This window comes from Limimonas halophila, from assembly GCF_900100655.1.
Lineage (GTDB): Bacteria > Pseudomonadota > Alphaproteobacteria > Kiloniellales > Rhodovibrionaceae > Limimonas > Limimonas halophila.
Genome location: NZ_FNCE01000008.1, coordinates 14770 through 31474, shown reverse-complemented (window position 1 = coordinate 31474; position 16705 = coordinate 14770). Strand labels below are relative to the sequence as shown.

General features: G+C 70.4%; 15 protein-coding genes and 1 other RNA gene. 7 read left to right on the top strand and 9 right to left on the bottom strand.

Going from position 1 to position 16705, the window contains the following annotated elements; all coding sequences use genetic code 11:
• Window position 1 precedes the first annotated feature (1 nt).
• From BLQ43_RS10635 to BLQ43_RS10610, 6 genes are all read right to left on the bottom strand, one after another.
• Window positions 2-949: an ABC transporter permease gene (locus tag BLQ43_RS10635; protein WP_090020636.1), complete on the bottom strand. Its 948-nt coding sequence runs from the start codon at window positions 947-949 to the stop codon at window positions 2-4.
• Window positions 946-2625: a peptide ABC transporter substrate-binding protein gene (locus tag BLQ43_RS10630; RefSeq protein WP_090020634.1), complete on the bottom strand. Its 1680-nt coding sequence runs from the start codon at window positions 2623-2625 to the stop codon at window positions 946-948. Before BLQ43_RS10630 ends, BLQ43_RS10635 begins: the two co-directional genes overlap by 4 nt.
• 86 nt (window positions 2626-2711) lie before the next feature.
• Entirely contained in the window at window positions 2712-4277 is a 1566-nt protein-coding gene (locus tag BLQ43_RS10625) for an ATP-binding protein (RefSeq protein WP_090020632.1), read from the bottom strand.
• A complete protein-coding gene (locus BLQ43_RS10620; protein WP_090020630.1) occupies window positions 4270-4860 on the bottom strand; it encodes a YfiR family protein in 591 nt (196 codons plus the stop codon). The genes BLQ43_RS10625 and BLQ43_RS10620 overlap by 8 nt, the downstream gene beginning before the upstream one ends.
• Window positions 4861-6762: a TonB-dependent receptor plug domain-containing protein gene (locus BLQ43_RS10615; RefSeq protein WP_176758639.1), complete on the bottom strand. Its 1902-nt coding sequence runs from the start codon at window positions 6760-6762 to the stop codon at window positions 4861-4863.
• 280 nt (window positions 6763-7042) lie between these two features.
• Entirely contained in the window at window positions 7043-7723 is a 681-nt protein-coding gene (locus BLQ43_RS10610; RefSeq protein WP_090020626.1) for an orotate phosphoribosyltransferase, read from the bottom strand.
• 156 nt (window positions 7724-7879) lie between these two features.
• Here BLQ43_RS10610 and thiE point away from each other — a divergent pair, with 156 nt between their 5' ends.
• Window positions 7880-8527 carry a thiamine phosphate synthase gene (thiE, locus tag BLQ43_RS10605; protein ID WP_090020624.1) on the top strand — a complete coding sequence of 216 codons (648 nt, stop codon included), beginning with the start codon at window positions 7880-7882 and terminating at the stop codon, window positions 8525-8527.
• 15 nt (window positions 8528-8542) lie between these two features.
• Here the strand turns inward: thiE and thyA are convergent, their stop codons facing one another.
• A complete protein-coding gene (gene thyA, locus BLQ43_RS10600; protein WP_090020622.1) occupies window positions 8543-9442 on the bottom strand; it encodes a thymidylate synthase in 900 nt (299 codons plus the stop codon).
• A gap of 66 nt (window positions 9443-9508) precedes the next feature.
• Between thyA and ssrA the strand changes: the two genes are divergently transcribed.
• The 3 genes from ssrA to BLQ43_RS10585 all read left to right on the top strand — a co-directional run bounded on the left by ssrA (window position 9509) and on the right by BLQ43_RS10585 (window position 11031).
• Window positions 9509-9896, top strand: a transfer-messenger RNA (tmRNA) gene (ssrA, locus tag BLQ43_RS10595).
• Between the two features lie 95 nt (window positions 9897-9991).
• Window positions 9992-10507: an SspB family protein gene (locus BLQ43_RS10590; protein WP_090020620.1), complete on the top strand. Its 516-nt coding sequence runs from the start codon at window positions 9992-9994 to the stop codon at window positions 10505-10507.
• 32 nt (window positions 10508-10539) lie between these two features.
• Complete coding sequence (locus BLQ43_RS10585; RefSeq protein ID WP_090020822.1) at window positions 10540-11031, top strand: mismatch-specific DNA-glycosylase; 492 nt, start codon at window positions 10540-10542, stop codon at window positions 11029-11031.
• Here the strand turns inward: BLQ43_RS10585 and BLQ43_RS10580 are convergent.
• Window positions 11010-12257, bottom strand: coding sequence for an alpha/beta fold hydrolase (locus BLQ43_RS10580; RefSeq protein WP_176758638.1), 1248 nt, complete (start codon window positions 12255-12257; stop codon window positions 11010-11012). The two genes, BLQ43_RS10585 and BLQ43_RS10580, sit on opposite strands and share 22 nt — an antisense overlap.
• Before the next feature lie 173 nt (window positions 12258-12430).
• Here BLQ43_RS10580 and BLQ43_RS10575 point away from each other — a divergent pair, with 173 nt between their 5' ends.
• Window positions 12431-13207 (top strand): substrate-binding periplasmic protein, encoded by a 777-nt coding sequence (locus tag BLQ43_RS10575; protein ID WP_090020616.1) that lies wholly within the window; start codon window positions 12431-12433, stop codon window positions 13205-13207.
• 38 nt (window positions 13208-13245) lie between these two features.
• On the opposite strand, the gene hspQ is transcribed toward BLQ43_RS10575, so the two are convergent.
• Entirely contained in the window at window positions 13246-13563 is a 318-nt protein-coding gene (hspQ, locus tag BLQ43_RS10570; protein WP_090020614.1) for a heat shock protein HspQ, read from the bottom strand.
• Between the two features lie 105 nt (window positions 13564-13668).
• Between hspQ and BLQ43_RS10565 the strand changes: the two genes are divergently transcribed.
• The gene (locus BLQ43_RS10565; protein WP_090020613.1) at window positions 13669-14571 is read left to right on the top strand and encodes a DMT family transporter; all 903 of its coding nucleotides are present in this window, start codon (window positions 13669-13671) and stop codon (window positions 14569-14571) included.
• Between the two features lie 526 nt (window positions 14572-15097).
• Window positions 15098-16492, top strand: coding sequence for a methyl-accepting chemotaxis protein (locus tag BLQ43_RS10560; RefSeq protein WP_090020611.1), 1395 nt, complete (start codon window positions 15098-15100; stop codon window positions 16490-16492).
• Window positions 16493-16705: the final 213 nt, after the last annotated feature.

Genomic DNA, 16705 nt, shown 5'->3' with positions numbered 1-16705 from the left:
GTCACCCATACGAGATCCGCGGGTCCAACCAGGCGTAGGTCAGGTCGGCCAGCAGGTTGGCGGCGAGGGTGAGCGCGGTGGCGAACAGCAGGCCCATAAGGGCGAGGTTGTAGTCGTTGCCCATGACGGCGTCGTAGATCGTCTTGCCCATGCCCAGCCAGCCGAAGACCGTCTCCGTGATCAGCGCGCCGGAGACGAGCATCCCCATGTCCAGCGCCAGGATGGTGACGACGGGGATCATGGCGTTGCGCAGCGCGTGGCCGAAGAGCACGCGGGTTCGCGACAGGCCCTTGGCGCGCGCGGTGCGGATGTGGTTCTCGCGCAGCGCCTCCATCATCGCCCCGCGCACGTAGCGCACGATCCCGCCGACACGCGAGAGCGTCAGCGCCAGCACGGGCAGGGCAAGGTGCTGGAGCTGCACCCACAGCCCGCCGTCCTGGCCCATGCCGCCCGCGGGCAGCCAGCCGAGCGCCACGGCGAACAGCAGGATCAGGAGGATCGCCAGCCAGAACGGCGGCACGGAAATGCCGGCGAAGGCGCCCAGGTTGACGGCGTTGTCCAGCCACGACTGCGGGCGCGAGGCCGCGGCGATCCCGGCGGGCAGCGCGATGGCGACCGCCAGCGCGAACGAGGCGCCCAGCAGCACCAGGGTGTTGATGAGGCGCGGCCACAGCACCTCCAGCACCGGCTGGCCGTAGAGGCGCGAGTAGCCGAAGTCGCCGGAGAGCGCGGCCGTCAGCCAGTTCCAGTAGCGCTCGGTGAGCGGCTGATCCAGGCCGTAGAACTCCTTCAGGCGCTGCTGGTCCTCCGTGGTCAGGTCCGGGTCCGCCTGGATCATCAGGTCGATGGGATCGCCCGGCATGAGCCCCATCAGCCCGTAGATCACGAAGGACATGACGAAGAGGACGATCAGGGATTCCGTGACGCGCTGAACGATGTAGGCCGTCATTGCGCGCCGCTACGCCCCCACTGCTCGACCCAGAGCGTGCTGGGGAACTGGTGGCCGGTTGCGCGGAAACCGGTCAGCCACGTGGGCAGGACGTGCGCCTGCGCGCGCCAGTAGAGCGGCAGCGCCGGCAGGTCCTTCGCGTAGAGGCGCTGCATCTCGGCGAACAACTCGTGGCGCTTTTGGGTGTCCAGTTCCGTTTCGATCCGTGTCAGCAACTCGTCCATGCGCTTGTTCGTGTAGCCGGGGTAGTTCTGGCCCGACCAGTTGTTGTCCGCCGTGGGGATGTGGTCGGAATGCAGCGTCGTGCGCGGCACGCTGCGCGGGGCGGACAGCCACGCGTACATCCCCATGGCCTTGTAGTCGCGCTTGGCCATCGTCTCGCCGAAGAAGACGCGCGCGGGCTGGTTGGCAATGCGCACGTCCACGCCCACGGCCTTCCACTGGCTTTGCAGCGTGGTCTGCACCAGCTCGCGCACGCGGTTGCCGGCCGTGGTCATGAAGGTCAGGCGCAACGGCTCGCCGTCCTTGTGGCGGATGCCGCGGCGCTTGTCGTCCCACCCGGCGGCGTCGAGCAGCTCGCGCGCCTTTTCGGGATCGTGGCCGTAGGTGGGGACGTCCTCCGCGTGGGCGTCGGCCAGCGGGCTGATGGGGCCGTCCGCCACCGGCTGCTCGCCGCCGAAGAGCTGCTGGACGATCATCTCCCGGTCGGCGGCATAGGCCAGCGCGCGGCGCACCTTCCGGTTCTTCAGGATCGGGTTGCCCAGGTTGAAGTCGATGTGCTCGTAGATCAGCCCCGGCTTGAAGGCGAACTGAAAGCGATCGCCCGCGCGCTCCTTGAGCTTCAGCGCCTGGTTCACCGTCAGGCCCAGCTCGCCCGCGATCATGTCGATGCTGCCGGAAAGCAGGTTTGCTTCCAGTGCCGCCGCGTTCTCGATCGTGCGCACCACCACGCGGTCGAAGGCGGGCGGTTCGCCGTGCCACTCGGGGTTGGGCTCGAACACCGCGCGCGAGCCGCGCTCCACCGACGCCATGCGGTAAGGGCCGTTGTAGAGGCCCGGATTGGTGGGCTGGCGCTGGAAGGTGGTGCGATGGCGGTACTCGGCCGGGTCGGCGTCGAAGACCTCGCGCTCCAGGTGCGCGGGCAGGAGGGGCATGGAAAACGCGTTGTAGTCGAAGGTCACGCGGTCGATGTGCAGCGTGAAGCGCTTGGGGCCGTGGACCTCAACTTCGCGGATGCGCTCGTAGATCTCGGTTCCCGGCACACCCGATTTGGGGTGCTGGCCCACGCGCACGGCGAACTTCACGTCCTCGCTGGTCACCGGGTGACCGTCGCCCCAGCGCGCCTCGGGGTGCAGCTTGTAGGTGATGGCGATGCCGGTGTCGCCGTTCGGCAGGGTCTCCTTTTCCGCCAGGCCGTTGTCCAGCGTCGGCACCTCGGTGCAGAGCATGCACACGAGATCCCAGTCCGGCCCGTAGGCCGTCACCGGCCGGCGCGTCAGGCCGTGCATGTAGGCCTTCGCCAGCATGGCGTTGATGCTGGGATGAAAGGTCGAGGGGAACTGGTCGATCCCGATGGTCAGCGTGCCGGCGCCGCCGGCCTCGCCATCCTGCGCCGCCGCGCCCGCGCTCGTGAGCGCCAGGGCCGCCGTGATCGCTGCTGCCGCCAGCGCGCGCATCCAGCCGCCTCCTCTCCCGGTGATCGTGGGCGAAGAGGATAACGGGGCGAAGCGCGCGGTGCAGCCGGTGAGGATGGGGCAGCCGCTCAGGACGGCGCGCCGGCGGGCGCGGCGGCCTTGCCCGTGGCGATCACGCGGGCCGCCGGCAGCACGGCCGTCACGGTCGTGCCTTCGCCCGGCGCGGTGTGGATATCCAGGTGTCCGTCGTGCATCTCCACGATCTGGTTGCTCAGCGCAAGGCCCAGGCCGGTGCCCTGATGATCGCGGGCGTAGGGGCTGGCGACCTGGGTGAAGGGCTCCAGGATCTGCGGCACGTCAGCCGGGTCCATGCCGGCGCCGGTATCGCGCACGCGCACGGCCGCCTCGCCGCTGTCCAGCAGATCGCATTCGATGCGCACGGACCCGCCCTCGGGCGTGAACTTGACGGCGTTGGAGACGAGGTTGAGCACGACCTGCCGCATGCGTGCCGGGTCGCAGCGCACGCGCGCGTCCCACGCCCCGGTTTCGGCGCACGAAAGCGCGACGCCGCGGTGCTCGGCCGTGACGGAAAGCATGCGCTCGGCCTCGCCGCACAGGGCGCGCAGCTCCGTCTCCTCCTCGTTGAGCGAGAAGCGCCCGCTCTCCAGCCGGGCCACGTCCAGGACGTCGTTGATGACCTCCAGCAGATGGGCGGCGCTGGCGTGGATGTCGTTGCTGTACTCGCGGTACTTGGCGTTGCCGAGCGGGCCCATGACCTCGTGCTGCAGCATCTCCGAGAAGCCCAGGATGGCGTTCAGCGGCGTGCGCAGCTCGTGGCTCATGTTGGCGAGGAAGCGCGTCTTGGCGGCGTCCGAGGTTTCAGCTTCCTGCTTGGCCGACTCCAGGGCGTCCACGGTGCGGCGCAGCTCCTCGTTGGATCGGGCCAGGTCCTGCGTGCGCTGCTCCACCAGCTCTTCCATGTGGCTCTGGTAGCCGCGGATGCGGTCCAGCATGTCGTTGAAAGCGGCGACCAGCTCGCCGACCTCGTCGCGCCAGCGCCGGGGCACGCGCACGGAGAGATCGCCCGTGCGCCGCACGCGGTCGGCGGCGCCGGCCAATTCCTCGATGGGGCGGATGATGAAGCCGCACAACGGGCGCGCCAGCAGCACCGCGATGGCGATGGCCCCGATAACGACGGCGGCCCCGGCGGTGAGCAGCGTGGTGCGCGAGTCCTTCAGGGGTTTCAGCCCGGCCTTGACCTGGAGATGGGCGACCGCGCGCCCGTCCTTGCGGATCGGGTGAACGACCTCAACCGTTTCCGGCCCGAACTGCATGCGGGTGTCGCTGGCGGGCGTTTGCCAGCGCACCCGCGTGTTGCCGGGATAGCGCGCCAGCACCGCCCCGTCCGGCAGAACGATGCGCGAGGCGCGCACGTTCGGCTCCTGATGCAGGCTGGCGAGAGTCGTTCGCGCGCTCGCCGGATCCTCGAAGATGACGGCGGCGGCCAGATTGTTCGCCGTCACGCGCGCCAGCCCGCGCATCTGCTGCGCCAGCGCATCGCGCGTGCGGTTCAGGCCGATGAAGCCGTAGGCGGCCGCCATGACGGCCACCGCCGCCACGCTCACGGCGACGACGACCGCCGTGACCTTGGTGCGCACGGAGCTGTTGGCGAAGCGGTGCGTGAGGTCAGCCATTACCCTTCCTGATGACCTCTTCCGCCAGCCGGAGCAACCCCGCGCGCACCTGCAGCCCCGACCGGGTCAGCGCCGACAGGTTCACGCGGAAGCGCAGTTTGCCGCCCCGGCGCATCAGCCCGATGTGCCCGCCGCGCCGGACGAAGCCGCGGCCGTCGCCGATCAGCAGGATGGCGCGGCGCTCGGCCGTGCGGCGAATCGCGGTCGGGGGCGGCCGCTCGCCGGCCAGCACCAGGAGGTGACAGGCTGGCGGCACGCTGGTGGCCTGTGCCACGGTGCGCGTGCGCACCGTCGCCCCACGGACCGTCTTCCCCGTCAGGCGCGCGTAGGCGGACGGGGCGATCGAGCCGCGTTGAAAACACAGCGTCAGGGTCTCGCCCGGCTGCTTGTTGCCGGGCCAGGTGACGAACTTGGCGAAGTTGAACACGAATCCGGCTTTCACGTCGTCCGCCGACGCCGCCGCGGCGCCGGAGGTGGTGGCCGGGATCGTGAAGCCCAGCGCGGCCGCCACCAGGCCGTGTGCCGCCACCGACACCAGCCAGCGGCGTGCGGACTGGCGGGATGGCGGGCCAGGGCGGGGCATCTAGAAGCGCACCTCGAGGCTGGCGAAGACGCTGCGCTCGGCCCGCGTGGTGGCGAAGCCCGGGAAGGCGCCGGTACGGAATTCCGTGGTTTCGGCCTCCAGCAGATTGCGGCCGCTCACCTCCAGGGTTGTGTCGGGGGCCAACTCCCAGGCCACGCGGGCGTCGAGCTGGACGTAGGCGGGGACATTCGCCGCCGGCAGCTCGTCCACGGCGCGCAGCGTCGTGTCGACACGTAGATCGTCGCGCACGCGCCAGCGCGAGCGCAGCGCGCCCTGGTGCGCCGGGGTTCGCCCTTCCATGTCCCGGGCTTGGGCCCGTCCGTCCGGCCCGCTCCCATCAACGTCCAGCTCGATGAAGGAATAGCCCGCCGTCAGGCGCCAGGCCGGCGCGACCTGCCACGTGCCCTCCACCTCCACGCCCGCGCTGGTGCCCGATAGGGTGTTGTCGAAGACGCTGACGACCTCGACGCGCTGCGGATTGATCGCGGCGCTGGTGCCGACGCGGCGCGTGCCGATCAGGTCGTCGTGGTCGTTGAAAAAGGCGGATACGGCCAGGCGCGTGTCCGGCGACGGCCGCCCCCGGTAGCCCAGCTCGTAGGCGATCAGGCTGCTCGCGTCCACGTCGTCCGTGCCGCGCACCACGGGCACGACGGGCGCGCCGTTGTTGGCCGCGGCGTTCGTGGGCACCGCGAAGTCGCCGTCGGCCTCGACGCGCGAGGGGGTGCGAACGGCGCGGGACACCGCGCCCCAGAGCGTGTGGCGCGGAGCGACCCGCCAACTCGCGCGCACGTTCGGCTGCACCTCGACGCCCGTGTAGATGTTGCGCGACAGCTTGCCGCCCAGGATCAGGTCGAGCGTTTCGGTGAGCGCGATCGTGTCCTGGGCAAAGGCGCTCAGCCGGGTGGTGACGCGGGTGTCGTCGCGCACCCCCAACGTCGGCGTCTCGCGGATGGATTCGCGGACGGCGCGGAAGCGCAGCCCCCAGATCAGCTCGTGCGCACCCCGCGGCGCAAGCCGGTGCTGGCCGTGCAGGTCGAGGCGGTCGCGGTCGATACCGATCAGCGTGGAGTCGAGCGCGGTGTGATCGTAGCTCCCCTGGACCTGCACCCGGCCGCCCGCGGCAAGCGTGCGCGACCAACGGCCGGTGACGTGGCCGAGCGTGGTTTCGTTGGCGCCCAGGGCCGTGCGCGAGCCGGCCGTCGCCGGGTCCACGACGTCGACCTCGGTGTTCACCTCGCTGCGCCGGGCGCCGCCGGACACCATCAGGTCGCCGCCGAGCGCGGGCGTGTCGGCGCGGAACGACAGCTGGCCCAGGGTCCAGGCGTCGTCGAGTGTGCCACCACCCACGCGCTCGCCGGCCTTGCGGCGGCGGGCCTTGGCGGACACACGGGCGGTGCCGCCGCCCAGGCGGCCGCCGTGGCGCATTTCGGCGATGGCGCGGTCCACCGTGCCGCTGGTTAGGCGGGCGTAGCTGCCCTGTGTGGCCGCGCTGTCGCGCGTGATGATGTTGATGACGCCGTTGACCGCGTTGGCGCCCCAGATCGCGCCGCCGGGGCCGCGCACCACCTCGATGCGCTCGATGTTGTCCAGAACGAGGTCGTGCCGGTCCCACACCACGCCGGAGAAGAAGGGTGTGTAGATCGACCGGCCGTCGATCATGACCAGCAGCTTGTTGGCCGTGGCGGCGTTGAAGCCGCGCGCCGAGACGGCCCAGGCGCCCGCGCCGATCTGGGCCACCTGAACGCCCGGCACCAGCCTCAGGGCGTCCGGAATTGTGGTGACCCCGGCGCGGCGGATCTCGGCGCGACTCAGGACGGACACGGCAGCCGCCGCGTCGCGCACCGCCTGCGGGTAGCGCGAGACCGAGGTGACTTCGACGTCCATCAGCTGTTCGAGCGACATCTCGGTGTAGTCGCCCGACGCCGCGTGCGCGGGCAGGGCCGCGGCGAACGACAGGACGACCGCTACGGCGCATCGCGTCCGGCGCTGGCAAAGCTTCGCCCCGTTTGCGCCCGGGGCCGGTGTGACGCGGCCCACGCTGACCCCCCGATCGTGGCGCCGCCGCATGCGGCCGGCGGCCATCATCCCCCATTGGGGTTATGCCACGATCAGACTAAACGAGCGTTAAATTTCATGCACGGGGATTGAGGCCACCGGTTGCGGCGGGGCGGGCTGGCGCCGGTCAGCTCCCGCTGCCGTCCGGGCCGCCGTGGGCCGCCGACCACGCGTCCGGATCGTTCAGGAAGTCGCGCACGGTCGCAAGGCCCTGGGCGTCGAGGTAGCCCTGTTCCTCCGCCACCGCGACGGTGTCCCACCAGGTCGCCAGCGCGTGCAGCTGCACGCCGCGGTCGGCCAGCACCCGGGTGCTTTCGGGGAAGATGCCGTAGTGGAAGAGGACGAAGGCGTGCTCGACCGTGGCGCCCGCCTCGTGCAGCGCGTCGACGAACCCGGCCTTGGAGCCGCCGTCGGTCGCCAGGTCCTCCACCAGCAGCACGCGCGCGCCGGGCCGGAGGTGGCCCTCGATGCGGGCGTCGCGGCCGAAGCCCTTGGGCTTCTTGCGCACGTAAACCATGGGTAGCCCCATGCGCTCGGCCAGCCACGCGGCGAAGGGGATACCGGCGGTCTCGCCGCCCGCGACGGCGTCGAAGCAGGCGTAGCCCGCGCCCTCTTCGATGGTTTCCCGGCCCAGCGCCATCAGCTTGGCACGGGCGCGCGGATAGCTCATCACCGCGCGGCAGTCGACGTAGACGGGGCTGCGCCGGCCCGAGGTGAAGGTGAAGGGGGCGTCGGGGCTGAACAGCACCGCGCCGATCTCCAGCAGGATGCTGGCGGTGGTGCGGGCCTGCGGGGTGAGCGCCTGCATGCGGGTGTCCTCCGTACCTCAGCCGCGCAAGCGATAGGCGGTCCGGCGCCGCGGCTCAACGGCAAATGCATCCGAATCCACGCGTATCCGCACGACTCCTGGCCTGAAGGGGCGAAGCGCGTTATCCTCTCCGTTCAAGCATACGGGCGTTTCACGATGCGAGCGTGCCCCGATCTCAGCCTGTATCTGATCCTGGGCGCCGCGGACACGGCGGGGACGCCCTTTGAGGAGGTTGTGCTCAGCGCCGTGGCCGGCGGCGTGAGCGTCGTTCAACTGCGTGACAAGCACACCTGCGCGCGCGACCAGGTGGCGAACGCCAAGCGCCTCAAAGCGCTGCTCGCCCCGCGCGGGGTGCCGCTGATCGTCAACGACCGCGTGGATGTGGCCCTGGCTGCTGGCGCCGATGGTGTGCATCTCGGCCAGGACGACATGCATGCGGCCGACGCACGCCGGCTGATCGGCGAGGAGATGCTGATCGGCACCTCCGTGCACAACGCGCATGAGGCCGCCGGCGTCGATCCCGAGCTGGTGGACTACGTCGGCATCGGGCCGGTTTTCGGCACCGGCTCCAAGGCGGACCCGGACCCCGCCATCGGCCCCGAGGGCGTGGCCGAGTTGTCCCGGCAGGTGGGGCTGCCGGCCGTGGCGATCGGCGGCATCACGGGCGCGAACGCGGGCCAGCTCGCCGGCACGGGCGTCGACGGCCTGGCGGTGATTTCCGCCATCTGCCACGCGGACGATCCGGGCGCGGCGGCCCAGCGCATCCGCCGCAGCTTCGGCGCCGACAATCTGGTCGCCGGGTGATCCCGTCATTCACCGTTAAACGGCGATGGGCGCCTTGATCGCGGGGTGGGGGTCGTAGCCCGTGACCGCGACGTCATCCAGGGTGTAGCCGTCGATGGTCGCCGGCGTGCGGCGCAGGCAAAGCCGCGGCTGCGCGGCCGGCGTGCGCTGAAGCTGGGTGCGCGCCTGCTCCACGTGGTTGCGGTAGAGGTGCACGTCGCCGCCGGTCCACACCAGCTCGCCCGGACGGAGCCCGGTCTGGTCCGCCAGCAGCGCGGTCAGCAGCGCCGCCTCGAAGATGTTGAAGGGCAGGCCCAGGAAAACGTCGGCGCTGCGTTGGTAGAGCAGGCAGGACAGGCGCTCGCCGGCGACGTGGAACTGGTAGCTGACGTGGCAGGGCGGCAGCGCCATGCGGTCCAACTCCCCCACGTTCCAGGCGGAGAGCAGGTGGCGCCGGCTTTCGGGACGCGTGCGCAGCCCCTGGATCAGCGCGGCGATCTGGTCGTGGTGGTGACCGTCGGCATCCACCCAGTCGCGCCACTGCTTGCCGTAGACCGGGCCCAGGTCGCCCCAGCGCACGGCGAAGGTCTCGTCCTCGATAACGCGCTGCTCGAAGCTGGCCTGGTCGATGGCCTCGCCGGTCTGGCGGCGGTAGCGCTCCAGCGGCCAGGCGGTCCAGATGCGCACGCCGTGGCGGAGCAGCGGGCGGATGTTGGTGCTGCCGGAGAGGAACCAGAGCAGCTCGCAGGCGGCGTGTTTCCACGCCACCTTCTTGGTGGTGAGCAGCGGCGCGCCCGCCGTCAGGTCGAAGTGCAGCGTGGCGCCGAAGAGCCCGAGCGTGCCCACCCCCGTGCGGTCGCCGCGCGCTTCGCCGTCGCGGAGCACCCGCGCCAGCAGGTCGAGGTACTGCGTGTCGGGATGGGCGGGGTCGGTCATGGCGGGCTCCGGCTCACGGGAGCGCGAGGGTAGCCGCCGACCGGGGGCACGCCAAGCAGCGGCTGGGGCCTTCAAACAGCCGCGCCAACGCCCTATATTGATTGATGTCGGGTCGCACCCGACTATGGCGATAAACGGCACGCCAACTAGACGTAGCGGACCCGGGGGCAGTACCCGGCGCCTCCACCAACACGCCGGCCGGCGCGGCGCGCGCCGCCGGCCTTCCTCCCGGCTCAGGGGGATCGAGGGGGGCGAACCAGGATCGACGCGCGTTGAAAGGCGTGCCTTTCGCTCGGCAGCCCGCCGTGATCGGGCATCCCAAGAAGTGCGAACGACAATCGCGCTCCGGTTGCTGCGGCTGCGTAATAGCAGCCTAGGCGACCGCCTGAAATCCCTGGTCCACTGAGCAGGGCCAGGTGGGGTTCGGGGCCACCTAGCAACAGAAGGCCCCATTTCTCGTATGCATGGCGGACGGCCCACTTTCCTCGCCCGCGGGCTTCGGGTTAGAAGCGTGCGCCGAACACGTGAAGGCGACGCGGGAGAGCGGGGATGACCGAGAGCGGCGACGGTCTCCACTACGATGTCATGGTGGAAAACGCCCTGCGCGGGGTCGTGCGCGAGGCGTTGACGTATGTGGCCGAGCACGGGCTGCCCGGCGAGCACCACTTCTACATCACCTTCCGCAGCGAGCATCCCGGCGTCGACATGCCGGCGACCCTGCGGGAGCGCTATCCGCACGAGATGACGGTCGTGCTCCAGTACCAGTTCTGGGACCTGGACGTGGGCGAGGACGCCTTCGCCGTCACGCTCAGCTTCAACAACCGGTCCGAGCGCGTGGTCGTGCCCTTCGCGGCGGTGACCTCCTTCGCCGACCCCTCGGTGCGCTTCGGTCTCCAGTTCGAGGCGGGCGACGACAGCGGCGTTCAGGCCGACGCCGGCGAGGTCGAGCACGCCAACCCGCAAACGCCCGCCACGGAGTCCGCGGGCGGCGCCGGAGACGAGGCGGCCGAAGAGGCGCCGGGCGACAACGTGGTCACGCTGGACCGCTTCCGCCGCAAGGAGTGACGCCCGCGCTTTCCGGAGCGGCGCTTCCCGATGTGCTTGAGCCCGGCCTGCGCGTGGTCTTCTGCGGCAGCGCGGCCGGGCGGGTGTCGGCGGCGCGCGGCGCCTATTACGCCGGTCCCGGCAACCGCTTCTGGTGCGCGCTGGCGCAGGCGGGCCTGACGCCGCACGAACTGCGCCCCGAGGACTTCCGCAGCCTGCCGCGCCACGGCCTCGGCCTCACCGATCTCTGCAAAACGGCTAGCGGCGGCGACGCCGAGCTTCCCCGCGATGGCGACGACGTCGCGGGCCTCATCGCGCGCATCGACCGCGTGCGCCCCGCATGGGTCGCCTTCGTCGGCAAGCGGCCGGCGCGGGTCGTCTACGGCCGCCGCGTCGCCACGGGCGAACAGCCGGACTCGCCCTTCGCCGCCAGCCGCGTGTTCGTATTGCCGTCGCCCTCGGGCGCGGCGCGCGGGCACTGGTCGCTGGCGCCGTGGCTGGAGCTGGCGGCGCTGGCTGGCTTTCAGCCCCCGCCAACGCCGTAAACCGCGCGCAGGTCGCGGATCAGCGCGCGCTCGTCACCCTTCCAGATGCCGTCCAGGCCCATGTAGACGTCCGCCAGCGCGCGCCGGCCGTGGGTGCGGCGGATGAAGCCGAGCAGCGCGTCGGCCGTCGCCACCGGCTGGTCGGTGTGGGCGAAGTGGCCCGCGCGGGGGATGAGCCGGGTTTCGACGTCGTCCGTGCCCAGCACGTTGGCGAAGCGGTGGATCTGCCCGGCGGGCATCATCTCGTCATACTCGCCCCAGGCCACGAGCGTCGGCATCGTGATGGTCTCGTAGGCGACGCCGTGCGGGTTTTTCTCCGGATGGTGCGGCAGGAGCTGCGCCGGGGCGAGCACGCTGGCGCGATCGGCGAGCACGCGGATGTTGTGCAGCTTCAGGCGCAGCGTCATCGAATCCGCGATGCCCGAGACGCCGTCGCCGCCCGCGTTGCGCTCGTAGTCCGTCTCCACGTAGGGGAAGGTGATGGCGCGGATGCTGTACTGGTTGTAGACGTCGCGGCGGTAGACCATCGACTTGAGGATCTGCGCGAGCGTCTGGTCGAAGGCCGCCATGAGCTGGGCGAACTGGGCGTCCCCGGCCTGGGTGTTCGGGCACTGCGCGGCGCGGCCCACGGCCTGGATCTCGTTCACCGGGTAGCCGTCGAAGGCCACGGGGTCGAGCAGCGCCAGCGCGCTGACCCGCTCGGGAAAGCGCGCCGCGTAGTGCGCCGCGATGCCGCCGCCCCAGTCGTCCGCCACCAGCACGAAGGGCTGGCCGGGGAATTCGTGCTGCATCAGCTGTTCGAGCCAGTCGGTGTCGTTGACCCAACGCCACAGCGCGTTCGGGGCGTGGCCGTCGCGCTGGCCGTACATCCGGGGCTGACTGCTCTCCCCCATGCCCAGCATGTCCACCGAGATCGTGCGGCAGAACGGGGCCATCAGGCGCTGGATGGGCTCCCACTGCATGCGGTTGGTGGGCACGCCGTGCAGAAAGACCACCAGCGGGCCGCGATCGCCCTGCTTGGTCCAGGCGATGTCGAAGCGGTCCGTCCATTCCGGCATGGGATTAGCCGCGTCGCCGGTCGCCACCAAGCCGTGCGCGGGGGCGTGATAGCGGAAGCTCCCGTAGCTCGGCGCCCCGGGCGCGCGGTAGACTGACAGATCGGGCGCGTTGCCGGCGGCGCGGTCGGGCGGGTGGCTGAGCGCGTCGTAGAGACTGGGAACGGCCATCGGGTCGCTCGCGTCCTGCGTGTCATCGAAAAATTTGGAACAATTGTTTATATCGTGCGGTCGGCGGTCAAGGCAGCGTTGCTTGACCGTCATCCCCTTTATGCCTTTCCTAATCGCGTTTTCTGCCGGAAACCATCCTGCAGGTGACGTCGTCGAGGGGTTGAGGAGATCGCATGCGCCGCGTCGCCGTCCGCATCCTGCTGGCCGCCGTTCTGGCCGTTGCCGCCACGGGGGCGCCGGCGGAGACGGTGCGCGTGGGCGGCTACGCCTTTCCCCCGTACGTCGACGACCACTTGGCCGACGGGGGCGTCACCCAGGCACTGCTGCGCGAACTCAACGCGCTGCAGGACGCCCACAGCTTTACCTTCGTCCCCACCTCCGCGCGTCGCCGCTACCGGGATTTCCGGCGCGGGCGCTTCGACGTCATGCTGTTCGAGTCCCCGCGCTGGGGCTGGCGTGAGCGTGGGATCGCCTTCGACACCGTGCGCCCCATCGTCACGGACGGTGAGGTTCTGGTGGCGGCGGCCGACCGCGTGGACTCCCAGGCGTGGTTCGCCGAGGTCGCGGACAAGACGATCGCCGCCCACATCGGCTACCACTACGCCTTCGCCGACATGGAGAGCGATCCCGACCGGCTGCGGCAGGCCTTCGATATCCGTCTGAGCACGAGCCACCGCGAGAACGTTGCGAAGGTGCTGGACGGCCGCGTGGATGTGGCCGTCGTGACCATCTCCTTCCTGGAATTGATGTTCGACGAGCGCCCGGCGCTCGAGGCCAAGCTGGCGGTGTCGCGCCACCCGGATCAGATGTATCGCCTGGGCGCGCTGGTGCGCCCCGGTGGCCCGATCGGGGCCGCGGCGCTGACGCGGCTGCTGGACCGCGCCGAGCGTACCGGGAGGATGGAAGCCGTGCTGGCCCGCTTCGGGCTTGCCGGGAAGATGGTGTTCTGAAGAGCGGGCGGGCCGTGCTCGGCTTCCCCGCTCCCCCTTTACTGGCGCTTGGACCGGCAGCGGTAGAAACCGCGCTCGAAGGTGTCGAAGAACCGGCCCAGGTCCGGGTGGTCGATCTGCTCGCCCGAGGAGTCGGGTTCCAGGTGCCGCTCCGCCACGTAGGTGCGGTGCGAGGCGTCGTGGACGAGGACGTGGTACCAGGGCTTGTCGCGCGGCGGCTGGCTGCGCGCCATGATGCGGTACCACTCCTCGGTGCCGCGGTACTCGGGGTCGACGCCGACGATCACGCCGCGGTAGCCGAACTTGCGGTGGTGGACCACCTGGCCCACCGAGAACCGTGCCTGCTGCTCGCTCATCTGCCCGTGTTCGGTTCGGGTCGGGCCGCACAACCGGTGCGGCATCTTTCGCGTCCGGTTTCGAGATGGCATACGCCGTCCCGCCGGTGAAGGGGGAGACGGCGCGTGAACACCATTCCGGATCACCTGAAGGGGCTGCTGATCACGGCGCTGGGGGTCACGATCCTCTCGCCGGACGCGCTGCTGGTCGGTCTTGTCGAGGCCGGCGTGTGGACCACCGTGGTCTGGCGCGGGGTGCTGACCTTCCTGGCCCTGGCGGCGGCCATGCTGGTGATTCACCGCGGGCGGGCGCTGGGAGCCTTCCGCGCGACCGGGCGCTGGGGGCTGCTGGTGTCGCTCTTTTTCGCGGTGAACACCACGCTGTTCGTGTATTCCGTCACGCACACGGCCGCGGCGAACACCCTGGTCATCATCGCCGGCGGACCGCTGTTCGGCGCGGTGCTGTCGCGCGTCTTCCTGCGCGAGCACGTGGCGGCGGAAACCTGGGTGGCCACCGTCCTGGTGCTGAGCGGGATCGCGGTGCTGGTGGGCGACGGGCTGCAACAGGGCACCTGGGCGGGCGATCTGGCCGGGATCGTGGTCTCGCTCTCGCTGTCGGCGAACTTCGTGGTCATGCGCCACCGCAAGGACATCAACATGGTCCCCGCCACCGCGCTGGGCGCGCTGTGGTCGGCGGTGGGTGTGCTGGTCGGGGCCGTCGCCCTCGGCCACACGCCGCCTGTGCCCATCGGCGCGGGCGACGTGCCGTGGATGCTGGCCATGGGGCTGGTCGTGGTGCCCGGCGCGTTCGGCTTCATCACCATCGGGCCGCGCTACATCACCGCGCCCGAGGTCGGGCTGCTGATGCTGCTGGAAACGCTGCTCGGCCCGCTGTGGGTCTGGCTGGTGCTCGACGAGCTGCCCACGCCCACGGCCTTCGCGGCGGGCGTGTTCGTCGTCGTCACGCTCATCGCCTACTTCAGCGTCCGCCTGAAGCGTCAGGCCGCCGCGCGCTACGTCGCGTCGTAATCCGGCTGGTCCCGGCATCGTGGATAACCGGCATCGTGGATAAAAAGCCCCGGCCGGCAGTGCGCCGGCCGGGTGAAGCGTGTCCCATGCGGGGTGGGAGAGGGCACGACGGGACGGCCCGGCAGCCCCGGTCGGCGCCGCCGGCCGCGCGCCGGTCGTCTCGGCAAGGGGCCGCCGGGGGGCGGTGCCCGGTTTGCCGGGCGGCCGGAAACCCCGGAGCGGCTTTGATGCCGTGCGGAGCATGGGGCGGCACCGCGACAGCCGTGTGACGCGCGCATGACGATTGGATGAAGCCTTGTCCCACCGAGAAGCTGGACTGAATTCTGGTCCGCTTGCCACCGCACGCGGCAATCGCGCGGTCGCTATCTTGTGAATACGGCGAACTGGCCTGTACCTCAGGAAAAGTTTAACTTCTGACGAAAAGCTGGTTTTGCCAATCGAGCGCCGCCAAATGTTTGCGCGCGACAAAATTTAGCAAAGGAAAACGCGCGCCGGCGGCGGTCAACACGAACCGGGGAGGGACCAGATGTCCGGCGACGCCGCGCCCGAGCAGGGCCACAACCTCATGCAACGCCTCGCCGAGGAGGCGGGCGCCCTCGGCGTCGACCTGGCCGACGTGGCGGGCAGCGTGGCGGATCTCAGCGAGCGCGTGACCGCGCAGGCCGGGGCGCTGCAGCAGCTGCACCAGGCGACCAGCGAGGTCTCCGAGCAGAACACGCGCATCGCCGAGGCAGCGCGCCGGAGCCGCGACGACGCCGCCTCGGTCAGCGAGACTGTCGCCACCTCGCGCCAGTCGATCGACGAGTCCGTGGAGCAGATCCACGGCCTGGTGGATGCTGTGTCGAGCATGGAAGAGCGGCTGAACGGGCTTCAGACCGCGCTGGAGCAGGTGGGCTCGGCCGCCTCGCGCATCGACGCCATCGCCAAGCAGACCAACCTGCTCGCCCTCAACGCCTCCATCGAGGCGGCGCGCGCCGGCGAGGCGGGCAAGGGCTTCGCCGTCGTGGCCGACGAGGTGAAGGAGCTGGCCAACCAGACCGGCAAGGCGACGGAGGAAATCAGTTCCACGCTCAGCCACCTGCGCGAGGAGGCCGACGCCCTGCTGCGCCAGGGGCGGGACTCGACCGAGCGGGCCCGCAGCGTCAGCCAGGGCACGCAGGTCATCCGCGACGGCGTCGGCAGCATCGCCGAGGCGATGAGCGGCATGGAGGATCGCGCGAACCATATCGCGGAAGCGGCCGAGACGATCGAGTCCAGCTGCACCGAGCTGGTGACGACCGTGAAGGATCTCTCCGAGGGTGTGGAGGCGTCGAGCGCCACGCTGTCGGAGGCCGGTGAGCGCACGGATCGCCTGAAGGACAGCGCCGAGCGCCTGATCGGCCTTACCGCCTCCGCCGACGTCGAGACGGTGGACACCCCCTTCATCCAGCTCGCGCAGCAGAAGGCCGACGAGATCGGCCGCGCCTTCGAGGACGCCATTGCTCGGGGGCAGATCGACGAGGCGACCCTCTTCGACTTCCGCTACGAGGAGATTCCCGGAACCAACCCGGTGCGCCACGAAGCGCCGTTCAGCACCTTCACCGACCGCGTGCTGCCGCCCATCCAGGAACCCGCGCTGCAGACGGACGAGCGCATGGTGGCCTGCTGCGCCGTGGACAAGAACGGCTACCTGCCCACGCACAACAAGCACGTGTCCTACCCGCAGTCGGACGATCCCACGTGGAACGCCAAGTACAGCCGCCAGCGCACCTGGTTCCAGGACCGCGTGGGGCGCGCCGCGGGCGCCAACACCGAACCCTTTCTGCTGCAGGCGTACCGGCGCAAGATGGGAGACCACAACCTGTTGCTGAAGGACGTGTCCGCCCCGATCTACGTCAACGGCAAGCATTGGGGCGGCGTGCGCATCGATTATCGCGCCTAGAGCAGATCGCCGTAAAGCGGAATCAGCTCGTTCGGGGTGTCACGCCCACGCCGCCGTGGCCGTCCCGGCGTGATTCCGCTTGCTCGTGCGTGAATCTGCTCGCACTCGCACAGGAAAAACAGGAACCTAGCGTGAGGCTTCCGACTTTCTTGGCAAACACGATTTCACGCACGATGCTCTAACCGCCGGCCCCGGCTCTTCCCTGCCGCCGCC

Coding starts and splice junctions, on each gene's coding strand:
- BLQ43_RS10635 (WP_090020636.1), bottom strand. CDS start 949: ATGACGGCCTACATCGTTCAGCGCGTCACGGAATCCCTGATCGTCCTC.
- BLQ43_RS10630 (WP_090020634.1), bottom strand. CDS start 2,625: ATGCGCGCGCTGGCGGCAGCAGCGATCACGGCGGCCCTGGCGCTCACG.
- BLQ43_RS10625 (WP_090020632.1), bottom strand. CDS start 4,277: ATGGCTGACCTCACGCACCGCTTCGCCAACAGCTCCGTGCGCACCAAG.
- BLQ43_RS10620 (WP_090020630.1), bottom strand. CDS start 4,860: ATGCCCCGCCCTGGCCCGCCATCCCGCCAGTCCGCACGCCGCTGGCTG.
- BLQ43_RS10615 (WP_176758639.1), bottom strand. CDS start 6,762: ATGTCGCTCGAACAGCTGATGGACGTCGAAGTCACCTCGGTCTCGCGC.
- BLQ43_RS10610 (WP_090020626.1), bottom strand. CDS start 7,723: ATGCAGGCGCTCACCCCGCAGGCCCGCACCACCGCCAGCATCCTGCTG.
- thiE (WP_090020624.1), top strand. CDS start 7,880: ATGCGAGCGTGCCCCGATCTCAGCCTGTATCTGATCCTGGGCGCCGCG.
- thyA (WP_090020622.1), bottom strand. CDS start 9,442: ATGACCGACCCCGCCCATCCCGACACGCAGTACCTCGACCTGCTGGCG.
- BLQ43_RS10590 (WP_090020620.1), top strand. CDS start 9,992: ATGACCGAGAGCGGCGACGGTCTCCACTACGATGTCATGGTGGAAAAC.
- BLQ43_RS10580 (WP_176758638.1), bottom strand. CDS start 12,257: ATGGCCGTTCCCAGTCTCTACGACGCGCTCAGCCACCCGCCCGACCGC.
- BLQ43_RS10575 (WP_090020616.1), top strand. CDS start 12,431: ATGCGCCGCGTCGCCGTCCGCATCCTGCTGGCCGCCGTTCTGGCCGTT.
- hspQ (WP_090020614.1), bottom strand. CDS start 13,563: ATGAGCGAGCAGCAGGCACGGTTCTCGGTGGGCCAGGTGGTCCACCAC.
- BLQ43_RS10560 (WP_090020611.1), top strand. CDS start 15,098: ATGTCCGGCGACGCCGCGCCCGAGCAGGGCCACAACCTCATGCAACGC.